Genomic DNA, 17,302 nt, shown 5'->3' with positions numbered 1-17,302 from the left:
CCGCCCTGACGGCGGCGTTTTTGGACATGGAAAACCGCCGGAACGTGGTCGAATCCCTCTTTCAGGCCGCGACGGCGGTCGAGCCGCAGCGGGCGCTCGAGCCTGCGTTCGACGCGGTCCGCACCGCCTGCGACGACGCCACGGCCGCCTATTTGTCCGCAACGGGATCCGGTAGTGACTTCCCCGGCGGCTACCGCAATTCGTACGATCGGACGGTAACCCTAGACCGAGCGCAGCAACTTCTCGATTCGGCGCGGCGAAGCCTGGACCAGTTCCACGAACGACATCGTGCGACCCTGGACGCGGCGGCGGCTCGCGGAGTTGCTGTGGGCGCCGACGCGGAGGCCGCGATCGCCGAAGCCGACGACGTGGCGCGCAGATTGTCGCAAACCCCGGACGCGTTTCGGGCCTACCCGTCGGTGCAGCGCGCCAACGATCAGTTGAGCGTGGCGTATCGCGACCTGGAGTCGGCGCGCCAGCAGCGTGACCTGGCGCCGGTCGCCGAGCGCAGTCGTCAGCTCCGGGCGGCCGTCCAGTCAGTCGTCGAAGCTCTCGACGCGGCGCCCCAGCGCGACGAGCGGGCGCGCCAGACGGTGGCCTCCCTGCGCACCCGGCTGGATGCGCTGCGCAACCGGGTGGACAGCGTCGATGTCAACAGGTCGGCACTGCTGCGGGAGTTCCATGCCGACAGCTCGAACGACCTGTTGAACAACGGCCCGGCCAGTCGCGGTCATCTGGACCGCGCCGACGGGCTGTTGACGCGCGCCGTGGCCGCCCAGCGTCAGCGCCAACCGGAGGAATCCTTGGAGCTGGGGGTGCAGGCACGCGCCGAGCTGACCGCGGCCGAGGAGCTCATCGACGCCGTGGGCGACCGGCTTGCCATGCTGCGTCAGCTGCGCAGCGACCCGGCCCGCAAGGAAAAAGAAGTGCGGTTTCGGCTGCGCGACGCTCAACGACTGGCGGTCGACCGGGGCGCGGTCCAGGAATGGGGTGCGGCGCTGGACGCCCAGTCCCCGCGCATCGACCTGCTGGTCGAGGGCCTGCAGCGCCCACACCCGGATTACTGGGGCTACCACCGCGGGCTGGAGGACGTATCCAACTTCATCGCGACGATCGTTGCTCGCATCAGGCAGCGGGCCGCGCAATGAGAGGCTCCCCATCGGCAACGGGGATCCGGCATTTCCATCATCTGTCGGATGCCGATCAGGAACGGCTCTTCTTCCTTGCACCCGAGGAGTTGCCCGCCGACGCCGATCGAGATCTGCTGGCGGTCGGTTTGGGTGCCACCCTCTACATCCCCGCTGACCGTCCCGATCTCGCCGCGACGGTGGCGCGGCGCGCCGACACCGGGGTGTGCTCGATGGTGCTCGATCTCGAGGATGCCGTCGACCACGGATCGGCGGAGTCGGCACTGAACGCCGTGGTCACCGTCCTCGACGAACTGGCCGAAACGCGCGAAGCCGTACCGGCCATGCTTTTCGTCCGGGTCCGTAGCGCCGAATGCATCGGCCGGATTGCGGGAGCGCTGCGCGGTGGCCGGGACGTGTTGAGTGGCTTCGTGATTCCTAAATTCGCTGCGGACACCGGAAAGCAGTTCCTGCACGAGACCGCCGAAGCCGGTCGCTGCCTGGGCAAACATCTCTACTCCATGCCGGTGCTGGAGTCCGCCGCGTTGGCGTACTGCGAGAGCCGGGACGCCGAACTGACGGCCATCGCCGATGTGCTTGCCGGCTACCGCGATTCGGTGTTGGCGCTGCGCATCGGGGCCACCGACATGTGCGGAGTGTTCGGGATCCGGCGGGACCGCGATCTGACGATCTACGACGTACGCGTCATCGCTGACGCGATCAGCGACATCGTCAACTATTTCGGCCGGGCCGACGGCACCGGGTACGTGATCACCGGACCGGTGTGGGAGTACTTCGCCGATCACGAGCGACTGTTTCGTCCCATGCTGCGGACCACGCCGTTCGCCGAGCACGACGCGGTGCGGTTTCGCGACCAGTTGGTGAGCCGCGACTTCGACGCCCTGCTGCGGGAGTTGAGTCTGGATCGTGCCAACGGCATGCACGGCAAGACGGTCATCCATCCCTCGCATGTGCCGGCCGTGCACGCGCTGGCGGTGGTGACCCACGAGGAATACCGTGACGCGCTCGACGTGACCGCCGCCGAGGAAAGCGGGGTGCGTCGCTCGGAGTATCGCAACAAGATGAACGAGCCACGGCCCCACAGGATTTGGGCAGAGCAGGTGCTACGGCGCGCGCGTGTCTTCGGTGTCGCGCGCCAGGGGGTGTCTTTCGTAGACCTGCTGACGGTGCTAGCCGGCCGATGACCTCGTCGTCGTGGGCGACACGAACATTCGGCTTCGCGATCTCCGACCGCGATGCGGCGGGCCCGGTTTCGGTGACCGACCTCGTGTTGCCCGGCCTGCGCCGCAATCCGCGCCGCGCGCACCTGTTGGTGTCGACGGTGCTGGGCAAACACATCGCTGCCGAGCCGGCCTCGGTGATTCACGCTGGGCACCAGCTGGGTGAGTGCATCAAGGCGGTGGCCGACGACGACGTCGATGTGCTCGGAATGGCCGAAACAGCAACGGGATTGGGGCATTGCGTCGCCGACCGACTCGATGCCGCCGTGTACCTGCACACGACGCGACGGCCCGCCGAACATGTTTATGCCGGCTTCCAGGAAGGTCATTCGCACGCCACCGATCACACGCTGCAACCCAGAGCCGGCCTATTCGCCGCGCAACGCCCATTGGTGATTGCCGACGACGAAATATCCACTGGAACAACGGCGCTAGCGGCTATCCGGGCGCTTCATCCGCTGATACCCCGGTCCCGCTATGTGGTCGCCTCGCTGGTGGATGTCCGCGAGCCACACCACGAGGAGGCGGTCACCCAGACTGCCGGGGAACTCGGCGTGCGAATAGACTATGTGAGCCTCGCGGTTGGTCGGGTTACGTTGCCGGAGAGCCTTCTTGGCGAGGTCAACGCGCTACCCGCGCCTGAGCTCAATATCCCGTTTCGGGCCCGGCGTGGCACCGTCCGGCGTGTCGAGGTGCCGCTGTCGATTCCAGAAGGCGGCCGGCACGGCTTCACCCGCGCGGACCGCTCAGCGCTGAACAGCGCGCTGGACCCGCTGCTGGGCCGGCTCGACGAGCATCTCGATCCGGGTCGGCCCGTACTGGTGGTCGGCCATGAGGAGTTCATGTATCTGCCGCTGCGGGTTGCCGACGGGCTCGCCGATGCCGGTCGTGCGGTGCGCTACCAGTCCAGCACCCGCTCGCCCGCCTACGTGCACGACGTACCCGACTATCCGTTGCGACGCGGCTACCGCTTCAGTGCCTGCGAGCCGGGCGACGAGGCGCCTCGTTTCTTGTACAACGGCTGGCCCGATGCCGAGCCGGTCCTGGTCTTGATGGTCGACGCCGGCGCGGACACGGTACGCCTCAACGAATCCGGCGGCATTGTCGACGTTTTGACCAAAGCCGGCTACGACGTGTTGGTCGCTGCCGTATACGGTGCCGGCGCGTGAAGCCGCTGCACGGGCCGGGGTTCGGTTCCTATGCGCCCGAGGAGGTCAGCTGGCTGCTCACCGACCTGTCCGCGATGGCCCTCGAGGCAGACACCGCCGAGCGCGAGCGGGCGATTCAAAGTGGCCGCGCACATTACGCCGAGTCCTTGCCAATCGAATACCAACCCGACCAGGACTACCAAGATTTGTTCAGCGATGTGCTGGCCGAAAGCTCCCGGCGGCTGGCCGTCGCTGTCGGGGTGGTCACCGAACTCGTGTCGGCCGAACGCGGCCGCGACGTCGTGCTGGTGTCGCTGGCCCGGGCCGGAACCCCCATCGGGATTCTGATGCGCCGCTGGATGCTGTGCCATCACGGCGACACGGTGCCGCACTACGCGATCTCGATCGTCCGTGATCGGGGTATCGACACCGTCGCACTGGATTACCTTGTCGACGAACACGATCCGAAGAAAGTGGTGTTCGTCGACGGCTGGACCGGCAAAGGGGCGATCACCCGCGAACTCAGCGCGGCGTTGAGCGAATATCGCCGGCAGACGGACGTCGCCTTCAACGAAGATCTCGCGGTGCTCGCCGACCCGGGACACTGCGTGCGCACGTATGGGACTAGGGATGATTTCCTGATCGCCTCGGCCTGCCTGAATTCCACTGTCTCCGGGCTGGTGTCCCGCACCGTCCTCAACCGCCGCCTGCTGGCACCGGGGCAATTCCACGGTGCCAAGTTCTACCGAGAACTCGCCGACGACGACCAATCCGCGACATTCCTCGACTCGGTGTCTGCCCACTTCGAAACCGTGGTCGACGACGTGCGGCGCGGTGTCGCAGACGTTCAGGCCGGCGACCGCGCGCCGACATGGTCGGGTTGGGCGACGGTCGAACGGATTCAGCACCAATACGGCATCACCACCGCCAATTTCGTCAAGCCTGGCATTGGCGAGACCACGCGCGTCCTGCTGCGGCGGGTGCCGTGGCGCATTCTGCTGCGTGACCTCGACGGGCCAGAGCACCGGCACATCAGGATGTTGGCGCAGGCGCGCAACGTGCCGATCGTGCACGATCCCGACTTGGCATTTTCCTGTGTCGGGTTGATCAAGGACGTCAGCACATGAGCGTCCTGATCGCCTGCGACCTGGACCGCACCCTGATCTATTCGGATCGCCACTTCGCTGGCGAGGACCGTGCCTGTGTGGAGATCTACAACGGGTCGCCGGTGTCGTTCATGACGCTGGAGGCGGTCGAGCGGCTGCGCGCACTGGCCGTTCGGGTCCCGTTCGTGCCGGCCACCACCCGCACCATCGCTCAATATCAACGAATAGAGCTGCCGGGCAGCCCATTTCGCTACGCGGTGACCAGCAACGGCGGCAACATCCTGGTCGACTCCGCCGCGGATGGAGCGTGGAGCGCAGCGATGGCCGCCCGGATCCGGGACGGCGGGCCGCCACTGGAAGAGGTCGTCGCCGCGCTGCGGACCCGGATCAGCGACGAGTGGGTGCACAACCTCCGCATCGCCGAAGACCTGTTCTGCTACCTGGTGGTCGACGAGGACAAGATGCCCGTCAGCTTCCTCGACGACTGGACCGGCTGGTGCGCGGGCCGCGGCTGGGTGGTTTCCCGGCAGGGCCGCAAGATCTATGCGGTCCCCGAGGCGCTGCGTAAGTCGCATGCGGTCGCCGAGGTGCGCCGACGTCTCGTCGAGGACGGTGCCTTGTCCGATGCGGCGCCGTTGCTGGCCGCCGGAGACGGGGCGTTGGATGCCGATTTACTTAGCTACGCTGACGAGTCCATCCGCCCGGCGCATGGCGAGCTGCACGCACTCGACTGGCGTTCGCCGCGCACGGTGGTGACTTCCTCGAGTGGGGCCCGCGCGGCCGAGGAGATGCTAGCTTGGCTGGCCGAACGCAGCAGCGCTCAGTTGTAGGCGGTGCTGCCGTCCACTCCATGCGTCGTGCTGATCAGCTTGGCGATGCAGTGGTCCCGATCGATCTTCTTGCTCCGGCACCAGGCCAATGCGCCCTGCGGGCTGGAGTAACTCACATCCGCGATCGTCACCCAGTAATTCGACTCCGAGAACGTCGACCATTGGCCCGACCACAGCAGCCGGGCGCCGCCGTACGCGCTGTCCAGCTGCCGGTATTCGTTGAGCGCCATCCCGAGATCCCAAGTGACTCCATTGTCGACCGTGCCGGGTCGTTTAGAACTCAGCTGAGGAACCCAACGATTCAGATGTTGGCTGTACACGAAAGGCCGGTCACGGTCCGCGAGCTGGATGAGTTGTTGTTCCGGCGAATAGACCGCGGAGGGTCTGCGGCTTGTCGTCTCCGGCATCCGTGTCGTCGTCGTTTGATAGCTCGGCTGCGTGACCGTCTGCGTCACCGTTGTGCCGTCAGGCTGCTGATAGGCCGGGTACCCGGAGGTGGGGTAAGCGACCGTCGGTGACGATCCGCCTGAGTCGGACTTGTTGTTGGACACGACACCGACCACCAAGGCGACGACCGCAACGACCAACGCGGCGGCGATCACCATGAGCGTGGGCAGCAGGTATCTGCTGTTGTTGTTCTCCGCACGCTCTGTCGGGGCGAACCCAACGTCGAATCTCGGGGCGGAACCGAAGTAAGCCTGTTGCGTGGGCTCTTCCGGCTGCGGCGGGATGAAACCCGTTCTCGCCGAACTCGATTCGCTCTTCGGTGCGTTGAACGCGCGCTTGGCGGCACGCGCCAACGCCCCCGCGCTGCCATACCGGTCGTCCGGCTCTTTGGCCATACCGCGGGCAATGACGTCGTCGAGCGCAGCCGGCACTCGGGGATTCACCACGCTGGGCCGGGGCGGCGGTTGAGTCATGTGCGCCACCATCAGCTGATGGTGGCCGCCGGAAAACGGGGGACGACCGGTCAATGCTTCGTACAACACGCAGCACAGCGAGTAGACGTCAACTGCCGACGTGCTTTCCCTGTCGTCGAAACGCTCGGGCGCCATGTAGGCGAAGCTGCCCACCGCATACCCCGCCATCGTCAGGTGCGGATCGCCTGCGGCTTCCGCTATGCCGAAGTCCAGAAGATACGCAAAATCGGTGGGAGCGACGATGATGTTCTGCGGCTTGACGTCACGATGTACCAGCCCCTTGGCGTGCGCGGCGTCCAACGCGGCAGCAACTTGGCGGACGATCTCGACGGCCCGCTGTGGTCGGAGCGGCCCCTGCCGCAGCAGCTCGTGCAATGTCGGACCCTGCACCAGGCGCATGTCGATGTAGAGCGTGTGATCAATCTCGCCCCAGTCATGAATCGGGATGACATGCGGTTCATCGAGGATTGCCGCGGCGCGCGACTCGCGCAGAAACCGGGTGCGAAACGTCTCGTCGTCCGCGTACTCCTCGGGCAGCACCTTCAACGCGATCCTTCGGCCCTTGTCGGTGTCGAAGGCCTCATAGACCTCGCCCATGCCGCCCTTGCCGAGCAACTTGTTGACCTCGTACTTCCCGAAGGTCTCGCCAACTAGCGACTTCACAACTCCCCCTACTGCTTCTTCCCGGACAGTATCCATCGGGGGTCTGACACTTCGCAGAAGTTTGCCGAGAATGCCTGAAAGCGAGGCGGACGCGGCTGGGTCCTTGACGTCACGATGTCCAGGCACCGAAACAAGCGAGGCTGTTGAGAGAGTTGTTGCGGATGATTCAACTGGCCACGGCAAGCGCCTGCCGCCGAGTTTCAGCACTGCAACGGTGCCGGGCACTCATTTGCTGTTAAGCGTCACTTCTTCGGCTTGAGCGCCACGATCTTGTTGTTGCGGCCACCGACGTAGACGGTGCCGTTCCTGTCCACCGCCAAACCCCACGGGTTGTCGAGGCCGGTGAAGTGCAGCTCGACCTGGGTCGTCGACTTCGCGGGCAGTTTGAGGACCCGATCGTTCCCGGTGTCGTTGACGTACACCGCGCCGTCGCTGTCCAACGTGACGCCGCCGGGTTTCTTCAGACCCTGGAACTTCAGCTCCTGTTGATCTTTCGAGCCCGCGGGCAACATCAGCACTCGATTGTTGCCGCCGTCGCCCACATAAACCGTTCCGCCGCTGTTCACCACCAGACCGGTCGGACTGCTGAGGCCGGTGAACGGCACCTCCTCCTGCTGGTTCGAACCGTTGCGCAGCATCACGACCCGGTTCGTTGCGGTGTCGGCGACATAGACGGTCCCGCTGCCATCCACCGAGAGGCCGGTCGGATTCTCCAGGTCCTTGAACGGCAGCACTTCTTGCTTCTGTGAGCTCGCGTGAAGCACCAGCACCCGCCTGTTGCCGGAGTCGTTGACGTAAACCGAGCCGCCGTGGTCCGCTGTCACCCCGGTCGGGTAGTTCAGCCCGTCGAATGGCAGTACGTGCGGGGTATCCGAGCCCACGTACAGCGCCAGGATCCGGTTGTGTGGGCTGTCGGCGACATAGACCGTACCGGCGTAGTCCACCGACAGGCCTTGCGGTTCGGTCAAGCCGGTGAACGGCAGTGTCACCTGTTCGAACTCTTCGGTAGCGGGTCCTGAGTTGCCGCCGAAGGCGACCAGCCCCGCCACGACAGCGACCACGGCGACCAGAGCGCCCGAGACCGCGACGGCCTTGCGGCGCCACCACGGCTGCGACGGCGGACGCTGTACCTCCGGCGGCCGCCCCGCGGTCGGGGTTCGCACCGGGGACGGGGGCGGAGACGTCACCGGACGCGCCATGGTGGGTGGGCCGGGGTTCTGTTGTGGTGGTGGCGTCCGCGGGGCCGGTGCCCGCGGGGGCGGGGGCTGCGGCGGGGGAGTCTGAACCGGCGCGAATGCCGGTGAACGGGCGTCGGAGCGGGCTCCGTAGTGCGCATGGTCGACCACAACCGGTCGCATCTGGGTGGGCGACTCGTGCGGCGACGTGAGGGCCTGGCTGGCGGCGCGGGCCAACTCCACGGCGGTGTCGTAGCGATCGTCGGGGTGCTTGGCCATCCCTTTCGCGACGACGACGTCCAGCCCGCCCGGCAGGCCAGGATTCGTGCTCGACGGTCGCGGGGGAGGTGCGGTGAGGTGACTGGTGACTTGTTGCTGCAGGGTGGTGCCGGGAAAGGGGTGCTGCGCGGTCAGGCACTCGTAAAGCACACAGGACAGGGAGTAGACGTCCGAGCGCGCGTCGACGGTGGCGGTACTGAACCGCTCAGGGGCCATGTAGTGCCACGTCCCGACGAAGTCCCCGGCTTTGGTCAAGGCCAAATCGCCTGCCGCGCGCGCGATTCCGAAGTCGATGAGGTAGGCGAAATCGTCGTGGTCGAGCAAGATGTTGGACGGTTTGACGTCCCGGTGCAGCAACCCGTCGCGGTGCGCGGCGGTGAGCGCCTTGGCAACCTGATCGATGATGCCCACCGCCCGAACCGGAGCCAGCGGGCCGGTGTTGAGCTCGGCCTGGAGGTCGCGGCCCTCGATCAGTCGCATGTCGACGAACAAGCGTCCGTTGATTTCGCCGTAGGTGTGGATGGGAATCAGGTGTGGATTGTTCAGCCGTGCGGTCGAGTGCGCTTCGCGTCGGAACCGTTGCTGGAAGACCGGATCGTTGGAGATTTCGGAGGGCAGGATCTTGAGCGCGACGACCCGCTCGGTGCCGGTGTCATAGGCCCGCCACACCTCGCCCATGCCGCCACGCCCCAGCAACTCGATCAACTGGTACTTACCGAACGGAGTTCCCTCCAACGAACCCCTCCATCCATTTCCGCCAGCATCCGGCCAAACCATAATGCTCCCACTTTGGGGTGGATCGCTAGGCTGGTCCTGCCTGGCAGCGTCTTCGACGTAGCTTGTCTGCATTGCTCTACCTCCTGAACTCACTGCACCCGCGAGACGAAATGCGCTGTGGCGTACCCATGCGACTGCATGATCCGTGGCGAGACGGCTGACCACTCGCCAATATCTTTGTTGCCCATACTTTCCGAAGCCGCCCGTCCGATGCGCAGCGCCGAAGCTCGGGCCTGGGACAAGCCAATCGTGTTCTCGTGCAGCACTTCCCGTTTGCCGCGACTGAGGACGCACGGGCCGTCAGCGCGCCGGTTCTACCGGTTCGGCGCACCCGAACGTCCGGTTGGTTGCTCATGACAGCCAGCATCGCGGCAGCCGCAGCGCAGAACATCGGCGCAACCGCGCAGATCTTCGCATCTGGAGCGCGTAGTTGGGACCGGTAGCGGCGCGAGCAGCATTGACTGGCGCGCAAGCCCAGGAGAGGGGACGTCAGTGCGAGCGAGGCTCACGACCGGGCTCGGCGTCGTTGCCGTCGCGGTGTCTGCGGGGTGTTCGCCGGCCCATCGTGAAGTGCGGCCGTCGCCGACCATCACCGCGAGCCCCGGGCCGACGACGGTGCAACAGCTGTGCGACTCCCAATCGTGGCCACGGCCGCTGCCGGACGTCGTCGGCGGGCTGCTCTACCAGGCTAAAGACGGAGCCCTGGGGTGCTGGGACAACCTTCGGGCGGTCGCTTCCGACGGGCACGACCCGCTGCGCAACCCGGGCCGCGCCGGGGAGAAGACGTATCGGATCGTCGCCGTGTCGCCGGCGGTCGGCGCCCCGACCGGTCGCCATGCCCCCGTGACGCTCGAACTCGCCGAGGTCGTCCCCGCGGCGCCGCCCGCGTTTCGGCCGTGCGATTGGGTTACGACCGTCGAGGCTGCCGGCATCATGGGCGGTGCGGTCCGCGCGGAGCCGCTGGGCATCGACACCGGGTCGGTCGACATCGCCTGCCTCTATGACAAACCGGGCGACGAGGTAGCCGATGTGGAGATCGACCTGCAGCTGCCCGGCGCTTTCCCGGTCGACGCCGCCGCACAGTTCGCACTGACGACTGCGACGGGCCCCGGGACCGTTGTCGACGGGATCGGGATCAGGGCCGACTGCCTGGAAGAACTCACGACCACTCCGCCGGCCACCACGCTGCTCGTCCTGCTGGACGGCGGCCGCCTGCTGCGAGTGACCCAGGGCTACGGGTCCTGCGACAGGCTACGGCTATTGGCACAATTGGCGATCGGCCGCATTGGCGCGTAAGGCCACGCATTTCGGCCTGTGCCGGTCAGGCATCAGCAGCATCGATCCCGCCATGGGTCTGGCGCACCCATACGAACTGCCGAATAGCGGCTGCGCGCAACGTTATTCGAGACCCGGCCGGCCACGCCCGCAACGGCTCGGCGCCGCACACGATCTCGGGCCATTCCACCTGATACGTGCGAGCTCTCCAGGTGAGTGTGCCGCGTTGAGCGGTACGGAGATTCCGGTACCAGTCCGCCGTCGTGCGAACGCGCTTGGGCGGCAACGAAATCGATTAACCCAGCTCGAAAGAGTCTCGCGAGACCCGGAAGAAATGCTTGCTGTTGGTGTCGGTGCATTGCACACCCGACTGCTCGCTGACACAGGTGAACGTGCCGACGGTGATGCTCTGGCCATAGTTCAGCGTCGGCTCACCGGGCAATTTCGTTGTGTCACCGTGGCATTCGATAGCCCCCCGCCGGCCCGGGGTCAACGTGAATCTGTCCCCCCAGCTGATGTGTTTGGCGCATTCGGGAGGCGGCGGCGGTGTGTAGGTGTAGTCGCTGATGTCGCATTGGACGAGCTGGGCGTCCAGCGCGCAGGTGATGTTCCCCGACGGCGACTGGAAGTACTTCGACTCCGCGTGTGCGGCGGCCGGCAGGGCCAGAGCAGTCCCTGCCGACACCGCAGCCAACGACGTTATCCACCAGATCCGCATCGCCGAAGCCTAGCCGCCCGGGGATATCGGTGGGTGCCGTTACCCTGCGAACCATGCAGAGATCAGGCGGCCGGTTTGGTGCGTTGTTCTAAGCCGGCGCCGAAGTGATACGCAGGTTGCGGCGTCTCGGGTGAAGGGCGCATCACCGGTAGCGGTTGTTACCATCGCGCGGTGAGCCGAGTATCCAGGCGTGACGTGCTGAAATACGCGGCCGGGGCACCACTGGTCCTGGCTGGTCTGGTCACCGGGCCGCCCGCGGCGGCGGCCGGTATCGCCGGAATGACCGTCTTTCTCGACCCGGGCCACAATGCTGTCGCCGACGCGTCGATCAACCGGCAAGTCCCCAACGGTCGAAATGGCACCAAGCCGTGCAACACCTCGGGCACCGCCGCCGGCGACGGTTATCCCGAACACGCCTTCACCTGGGACGTCACCAACATGGTCGCGGCCAACCTGAACGGGATGGGCGTCAATACCCCGCTCTCCCGCGGTGACGACGCCTCCGCCGGTCCATGCATCGATGACCGCGCCGCCCGTGCCAACGCCGCGCACCCCGACGCGATCGTCAGCATCCACGCCGACGGCGGCCCCGCGTCCGGGCACGGCTTTCACGTCAACTACTCGGCACCCCCGCTGCAGCCGTCCCAGGAAGGCCCGTCGATTCAGCTCGCCAACGCGATGCGCAGCGCCCTGCTCGCCGCCGGCTTCTCCCCGTCCAACTACATCGGCTCCGACGGCTTGTACGGGCGGGCCGACCTCGCCGGCCTGAACTTCGCCGAATACCCGGCCGTGCTGGTCGAACTCGGCAACATGAAGAACGCCGACGACGTCGCCACCATGGAAAGCGCCGACGGGCGCGCCAGGTACGCCGCCGCGGTCACCCAAGGGATAGTCGCTTATCTCCAAGCCAAAGCGCGGTAGCCGTCGTGCGATCGTGGTGGTCGCCGCGCTGGTCGCGGCCGCCGCGGTCGTGACCGTCACCGCCGTCTACACCTACCGGACCGCGCCGTCTCAGGCTCCGGCTCCGGCTCCGGCGACGATGCCGCCCGGCTCGCCAGCGCCACCAAGGCCGTCGCCCCCGCAACCGGTCGATCTGGCCGCGGAATTCGTCGAGATGGCCCGCACGCTGAACGCCACCATGGGCCTGGCGGTCACCCCGGTCGGCGCCGCGCAGCCGGTGACCACATTCGGCGACTGGCACTCGGGCCCGGCCTGGTCGACCATCAAGGTGCCGCTGGTGATCGCCGCCTACCGGCAACAGGGCAGAGTCACCGAGCAGATGAGAGCCGCCATCGTCGCATCCGACAACGCCGCCGCCGAAGCGCTCTGGGAGCACCTGGGCGATCCGGGCGCCGCGGCGCTGAAAGTCGAGCAGGTCCTGCGGGAGACCGGCGATCCGACGACCGTTGAATCCCGAAGGCTGCGAAAGGAATTCACGGCGTTCGGGCAGACGATCTGGTCGCTGTCCGATCAGGTGCGATTCACCGCCAACGCATTCTGCAACCGGGCCAACGCACCCGTATTCGCGTTGATGGGCGAAATCGAGCCGCAGCAGAGCTGGGGAATCGGCACCATGCCCGGGGCGCAGTTCAAGGGTGGCTGGGGTCCGTCGCCGGCCGGCAAATACCTGGTGCGCCAGCTCGGAATCGTCGGTAGCTCCACCGGCAAGGTCGCGGTCGCGATAGCCGCAGAGCCGGCGTCGGGAACGTTCGAGGACGGCAGGCATGCCCTCGACGCCGCCGCCACGTGGCTGACCAGCCACCTCGACCAGCTGCCCGCCGGCCAATGCCAGGAGAGTGGTTAAGAAATCCTGGGCGCCGTGCCGCATAATCCCTACGGGAGGCGATAACGGTGTCAGCGGCAGATCAGCGTGTCGGCACGACCTTCGGCAAATACACGATCACCGGCGTGCTCGGCAAGGGCGGCATGGGGGAGGTCTACGAGGCGTACGACAACCAGATCGGCAGGACCGTCGCCCTGAAGATCATCAAGAGTCAGTACGCCAACGACCGCAAATACCGCACCCGCTTCGAGCGGGAGTCGCACTCCGCGGCGACATTGCAGGAACCGCACGTCATCCCCATCCACGGCTTCGGTGAGATCGACGGTTCGCTCTTCATCGACATGCGCCTGGTTCGCGGCAAAGACCTGGAGAGCTTGTTGGCGAAGGGTCCGCTCGAACCGGCGCGGGCCGTGATGATCGTCAACCAGATCGCGGCCGCCCTCGACGCCGCGCACGCCGACGGCCTCGTTCACCGCGACGTCAAACCGCAGAACATCCTCGTCACCCCGGCCGATTTCGCCTACCTGGTCGATTTCGGGATTGCCGAGTCGGTAGGTGAGAACACCCGACTGACCGCTACCGATATGCGTATCGGCTCGTGGGCGTACATGGCGCCCGAACGCTTCGCCAGCTCCGACATCACGCCCGCGGCCGACGTCTACTCGCTGGCTTGCGTCTTGTACGAAGCACTGACCGGCCAGTTGCCGTTTCCGGGCTTGACGCAGGGCGGTCTGGTCGCGGCCCATCTGTCGTCGCCGCCGCCGCGGCCGAGCTTGACGAATCCGAGGGTGCCGCCGGCACTCGACGACGTGATCGCCCGCGGTATGGCCAAGGAACCCGACGACCGTTACGGGAGCGCCGGGGCACTGGGCCGCGGTGCCGAACGGGCGCTGCACGCGGGCGCGCGCACCGCTACCGGCCCGATCGAACAGCCGACGACACAGGCCGCGACCCGGCCGCCCGCGCCGCCGCCACAGCAGTTGCCGTACCGATCACAACCGCCGTATCAGCAGGTCCACCCGCAGGCATTTCGGTCGTCGGAGCCGCAACCGATGGTTGCGAGCCGAACGCCGGAGCGCGACGCGCGGGGCTGGGTGGTTCCCGCCGTCATCGGGGGATGCGTGGTGTTGGTTCTCGGGGCGCTCGGCATGATCATCGGACTGCTGGCCCAGCGGGATTCGCCGCGGGCCCCGGCCGCGTCGTCGGCGGCGACGGTTCCGGCGACGATTCCGCCGTACACGGGGGACCCGGCAACATCGTCGAGTCCGCCGCAGCCCAGCCCGTCACGCCCCGCCAATGTCGCGCCGCCGCTGGTGACCGGCCCGGACCAGAGTGCCAATCGACAGACCTGCGACCAGGGTGTGCAGCTGAACGGGTCCCGCGGCGGGCGGGGTTCGCCGCAGACATCGTGTTATTTCGCCGAGTCAGTGCTGCAGGCGTATCTGTCCGCCTACGGCAATCTCACCAACGCGCCGCGAACGGTTTCGGCGCGCGGAGCCGTTTCCTGCTCGACGGTCCCGGGCGCGGAATGCGATGGGGGGAACTTCGTGATGCACTGCGTCGGTGACGGTCCGAACCCCTGGATCAGGTGCGCCGGCGGCAAGGAGGCGGTGGTCTACCTCTGGTAGCCCCCCGATGTTGCGGGGTATAGGGGCGCGTCGCCTTAAAACCGCCGCGAGTGCAAACCTGCACGACACCGACCTGCGGGGTATCGCTAGGTGAACCATCCCGGAGGGAGTACGGAATGAATGCACCCGTGACATCCACGATCGATGCGCTGGAATTGGACGAACAGCTCAATTCGGCACACCCGCCGCGCGTGGTCGACGTGCGGACCCCGGCGGAGTTCGAGACCGCCCACATCGCCGGGTCTTACAACGTGCCACTCGACATATTGCGTCAACACCACGGCGAGATCATCCGGCACCTCCCCGAAGATGTTGTGCTGGTCTGCAAGTCGGGTCAACGCGCATCCCAGGCCAATGACCTGCTGAGCAAGGCAGGGGTGAGTTCCGGCCGGGTCCTCGACAAGGGGTTCACCGGGTGGGAAAGCCGGGATCTCGACGTCGAGCGCGGCGCCGAACGGTGGGACCTCGAGCGCCAGGTGCGGCTCGTGGCGGGATCCGTCGTGCTGTCCTCGGTGGTCGGCAGTGTGGTTGTGCCGCAACTCAAGTGGTTGGCCGCCGCGATCGGAGGCGGACTGACCTACGCCGCCCTCTCCAACACCTGCGGGATGGCTGCTGCGCTGTCCAAATTGCCGTACAACCGGGGCGCGAATTCCGACGTCGGCACGATCGTGGCTCAGCTCAGGGACAACGGCTGATCACGATTCGGCACCGCGGTCAATGAGCGACCTTTCGTCTCCGGCAGCAGGTAGGTGCAGACCAGGCTGATGACGACCAGCGCCGCCAGCATCAGCCCGATCGCCCAGACTCCGTAGCCGCTCAGCAGTGGTCCGGCGATCAGCGGTGGCACCGCGCCACCCAGAATGCCGGCGATGTTCAGCGCCAGTCCGGCGCCGCTGTAGCGGTACTCGGTGGCGAACAGCTCTGGCACGAAAGACGTCATCGGCGCGTAGGCCGAACCGGCAATCGCGTAGGTCCCGACGATCGCCGCCGCGAACAGCACGGGATTCCGGCTGTCCACCAACGGAATCAACGCGAAAGTCCACGGCAACCCCACCGCCCACCCGCACAGGATGACCGGCCGCCGTCCCACCCGGTCACTCATGGCGGCCGACAACGGCACAACCGCGATCCAGGCCAGGCCGCCCAGCACCCCGGCGAACAGGATCACACTGCGGGACAAGCCGATATTGCTGTGCGCGTAGGTCATCAGGTAGCTGCCGGCCATGAAGACGAACGCGAAGACGGCCACGAAACTGCCCGACGAGAGCGCGACGACCCCGGATTGCCTGCCCAGCACCTCACGCAACGGAGCCCGATTGGCCGCTCGCCCTTGCTGTTCGGTGAACACCGGGGTCTCGGCGACGTTGATCCGGACGTACAGCGCCACCGCGATCAGCAGCCCGCTGAACAGGAACGGCACCCGCCAGCCCCAACTCGTGAACGCCGAACTCGTCTCTCCGATAGTGAGATTCACCGCCAGGAACGTCAGGCTGGTCAACAACATGGCGACCCCGGCGCCCAGCGCGGTGAACATGCCGTAGCGGCCCCGCAGGTCCGCCGGCGCGTACTCGGCGGCCAACAATGCCGAACCCGCCCATTCGCCGCCGACGGCGAACCCTTGCAACAGTCGCAACGTCAACACGATCACCGGTGCGGCGAGACCGATCGACGCGGCGCTCGGCGTCAGCCCCACCGCGACGGTGGCCACGCCCATAATCAGCATCGTGGCGACCAGCGTGGCTTTGCGGCCGAGCCGGTCCCCGAAGTGCCCGAACACCGCACCGCCCAACGGCCTGGACACGAATGCGGCCGCGAACGCGCTCATCGAGGCAACGGTTGCCATCGCGGGGCTCAGCTCCGGAAAGAACACCGTCGGGAACGTCAATGCCGCCGCGGCACCGTAGATGTAGAAGTCGTAGAACTCGACCGTCGTGCCCACCATGCACGCCAGCGCAATGCGTTTGGGGTAGCGGGCCACGGAGGGTCAGCGTATTCGGCCAGGGGGTGCCGTGTCCTCTGCTACGTTCGGCTCAGATGTTTCGTCGCAAACTGTCCGAAGCGAAGCACGTCATGCAACCTGCCGTGCGGCTACGCGACCAGGCAGAGGCGCTGGCCGGGCTGGTGAGCCGGGGAGAGAGTGTTCTCGACGTCGGCTGCGGTACCGGACACCTCTCGGCGTATCTGCGCGACATGTACGGGGCGGTGCCCACCGGCATCGACGTCAAGGATTCCCGGGTGGCCGACGTCGCGTTCGTCGAATTCGACGGGACCTCGATTCCGTTCGGCGACAACTCATTTGACATCGTCGTCCTCAGCGAGGTACTGCACCACAGCCACGACCCCGTCGGCTTGGCCGCCGAATGCCGACGGGTCGCGCGCCGCCGCATCATCGTGTTCGAGGACATGCCCGACGGTCCGCTCGGCAAGATCGCCCTGTACGCCCACGTGCACGCGTTTGCGCGATTTCACCGCTACCCGTTCGCCCCGGCCGGGTTCGACGAATACCGTAAGGCGCTGGCCTGGCTTCGGACGACCGCGATCAGCGTCGCCCGCATCCCGCAGCCGCCCGAATGGTTGACCGTGTACCCGCGGGTCTTGTTCGTCTACGAACTGACGCCCTGATCGCCGCGGA

Annotated in this window: 15 protein-coding genes; 11 read left to right on the top strand and 4 right to left on the bottom strand. The window is 66.6% G+C overall.

Annotation, left to right across the window (positions count from 1 at the left end):
* Positions 1-44 precede the first annotated feature (44 nt).
* Genes AC5Y46_RS06160 through AC5Y46_RS06140 form a run of 5 tightly spaced genes read left to right on the top strand, consistent with a single transcriptional unit; the run spans position 45 to position 5,452 of the window.
* Positions 45-1,148, top strand: coding sequence for a hypothetical protein (locus tag AC5Y46_RS06160; RefSeq protein ID WP_499945318.1), 1,104 nt, complete (start codon positions 45-47; stop codon positions 1,146-1,148).
* Positions 1,145-2,332 (top strand): HpcH/HpaI aldolase/citrate lyase family protein, encoded by a 1,188-nt coding sequence (locus tag AC5Y46_RS06155; RefSeq protein ID WP_499945320.1) that lies wholly within the window; start codon positions 1,145-1,147, stop codon positions 2,330-2,332. Before AC5Y46_RS06160 ends, AC5Y46_RS06155 begins: the two co-directional genes overlap by 4 nt.
* Complete coding sequence (locus tag AC5Y46_RS06150) at positions 2,329-3,537, top strand: phosphoribosyltransferase family protein (RefSeq protein WP_499945321.1); 1,209 nt, start codon at positions 2,329-2,331, stop codon at positions 3,535-3,537. The genes AC5Y46_RS06155 and AC5Y46_RS06150 overlap by 4 nt, the downstream gene beginning before the upstream one ends.
* Entirely contained in the window at positions 3,534-4,643 is a 1,110-nt protein-coding gene (locus AC5Y46_RS06145) for a cysteine protease StiP family protein (RefSeq protein ID WP_499945323.1), read from the top strand. Before AC5Y46_RS06150 ends, AC5Y46_RS06145 begins: the two co-directional genes overlap by 4 nt.
* A complete protein-coding gene (locus tag AC5Y46_RS06140; protein ID WP_499990415.1) occupies positions 4,640-5,452 on the top strand; it encodes an HAD family hydrolase in 813 nt (270 codons plus the stop codon). The genes AC5Y46_RS06145 and AC5Y46_RS06140 overlap by 4 nt, the downstream gene beginning before the upstream one ends.
* Here the strand turns inward: AC5Y46_RS06140 and AC5Y46_RS06135 are convergent.
* Positions 5,443-7,035, bottom strand: a complete 1,593-nt coding sequence (locus AC5Y46_RS06135; protein WP_499990414.1) for a serine/threonine-protein kinase — start codon at positions 7,033-7,035, stop codon at positions 5,443-5,445. The genes AC5Y46_RS06140 and AC5Y46_RS06135 overlap by 10 nt on opposite strands.
* Before the next feature lie 242 nt (positions 7,036-7,277).
* A complete protein-coding gene (locus AC5Y46_RS06130; RefSeq protein ID WP_499945349.1) occupies positions 7,278-9,224 on the bottom strand; it encodes a serine/threonine-protein kinase PknD in 1,947 nt (648 codons plus the stop codon).
* A gap of 534 nt (positions 9,225-9,758) precedes the next feature.
* On the opposite strand from AC5Y46_RS06130, the gene AC5Y46_RS06125 reads away from it, so the two are divergent.
* A complete protein-coding gene (locus AC5Y46_RS06125) occupies positions 9,759-10,562 on the top strand; it encodes a hypothetical protein (RefSeq protein WP_499990412.1) in 804 nt (267 codons plus the stop codon).
* Between the two features lie 274 nt (positions 10,563-10,836).
* Here the strand turns inward: AC5Y46_RS06125 and AC5Y46_RS06120 are convergent, their stop codons facing one another.
* Entirely contained in the window at positions 10,837-11,259 is a 423-nt protein-coding gene (locus AC5Y46_RS06120; RefSeq protein WP_499990411.1) for a DUF6636 domain-containing protein, read from the bottom strand.
* A gap of 171 nt (positions 11,260-11,430) precedes the next feature.
* On the opposite strand from AC5Y46_RS06120, the gene AC5Y46_RS06115 reads away from it, so the two are divergent.
* The 4 genes from AC5Y46_RS06115 (at position 11,431) to AC5Y46_RS06100 (ending at position 15,365) form a co-directional block, all read left to right on the top strand.
* On the top strand, positions 11,431-12,180 hold the full coding sequence (locus tag AC5Y46_RS06115) for an Rv3717 family N-acetylmuramoyl-L-alanine amidase (protein ID WP_499990410.1): 750 nt from the start codon (positions 11,431-11,433) through the stop codon (positions 12,178-12,180).
* 13 nt (positions 12,181-12,193) lie between these two features.
* On the top strand, positions 12,194-13,063 hold the full coding sequence (locus AC5Y46_RS06110; protein ID WP_499990408.1) for a hypothetical protein: 870 nt from the start codon (positions 12,194-12,196) through the stop codon (positions 13,061-13,063).
* 47 nt (positions 13,064-13,110) lie between these two features.
* A complete protein-coding gene (locus tag AC5Y46_RS06105; protein WP_499990406.1) occupies positions 13,111-14,670 on the top strand; it encodes a serine/threonine-protein kinase in 1,560 nt (519 codons plus the stop codon).
* A 116-nt stretch (positions 14,671-14,786) separates the two neighbouring features.
* Positions 14,787-15,365, top strand: coding sequence for a rhodanese-like domain-containing protein (locus AC5Y46_RS06100; RefSeq protein WP_499990404.1), 579 nt, complete (start codon positions 14,787-14,789; stop codon positions 15,363-15,365).
* Here the strand turns inward: AC5Y46_RS06100 and AC5Y46_RS06095 are convergent.
* A complete protein-coding gene (locus AC5Y46_RS06095) occupies positions 15,344-16,612 on the bottom strand; it encodes an MFS transporter (RefSeq protein WP_499990482.1) in 1,269 nt (422 codons plus the stop codon). The two genes, AC5Y46_RS06100 and AC5Y46_RS06095, sit on opposite strands and share 22 nt — an antisense overlap.
* A 92-nt stretch (positions 16,613-16,704) precedes the next feature.
* On the opposite strand from AC5Y46_RS06095, the gene AC5Y46_RS06090 reads away from it, so the two are divergent.
* Positions 16,705-17,292, top strand: a complete 588-nt coding sequence (locus AC5Y46_RS06090) for a class I SAM-dependent methyltransferase (RefSeq protein ID WP_499990403.1) — start codon at positions 16,705-16,707, stop codon at positions 17,290-17,292.
* Positions 17,293-17,302 lie beyond the last annotated feature (10 nt).

The organism is Mycobacterium sp. NGS59, from assembly GCF_059812345.1.
The sequence above is the reverse complement of the archived record's forward strand: the minus strand, read 5'-3'. Positions and strand labels throughout refer to the sequence as shown.

Bases quoted from the DNA above. Each gene is read 5' to 3' on its own strand.
- AC5Y46_RS06155 (WP_499945320.1), top strand. From the start codon at position 1,145: ATGAGAGGCTCCCCATCGGCAACGGGGATCCGGCATTTCCATCATCTG.
- AC5Y46_RS06150 (WP_499945321.1), top strand. From the start codon at position 2,329: ATGACCTCGTCGTCGTGGGCGACACGAACATTCGGCTTCGCGATCTCC.
- AC5Y46_RS06140 (WP_499990415.1), top strand. From the start codon at position 4,640: ATGAGCGTCCTGATCGCCTGCGACCTGGACCGCACCCTGATCTATTCG.
- AC5Y46_RS06120 (WP_499990411.1), bottom strand. From the start codon at position 11,259: ATGCGGATCTGGTGGATAACGTCGTTGGCTGCGGTGTCGGCAGGGACT.
- AC5Y46_RS06100 (WP_499990404.1), top strand. From the start codon at position 14,787: ATGAATGCACCCGTGACATCCACGATCGATGCGCTGGAATTGGACGAA.
- AC5Y46_RS06095 (WP_499990482.1), bottom strand. From the start codon at position 16,612: ATGGTGGGCACGACGGTCGAGTTCTACGACTTCTACATCTACGGTGCC.
- AC5Y46_RS06090 (WP_499990403.1), top strand. From the start codon at position 16,705: ATGTTTCGTCGCAAACTGTCCGAAGCGAAGCACGTCATGCAACCTGCC.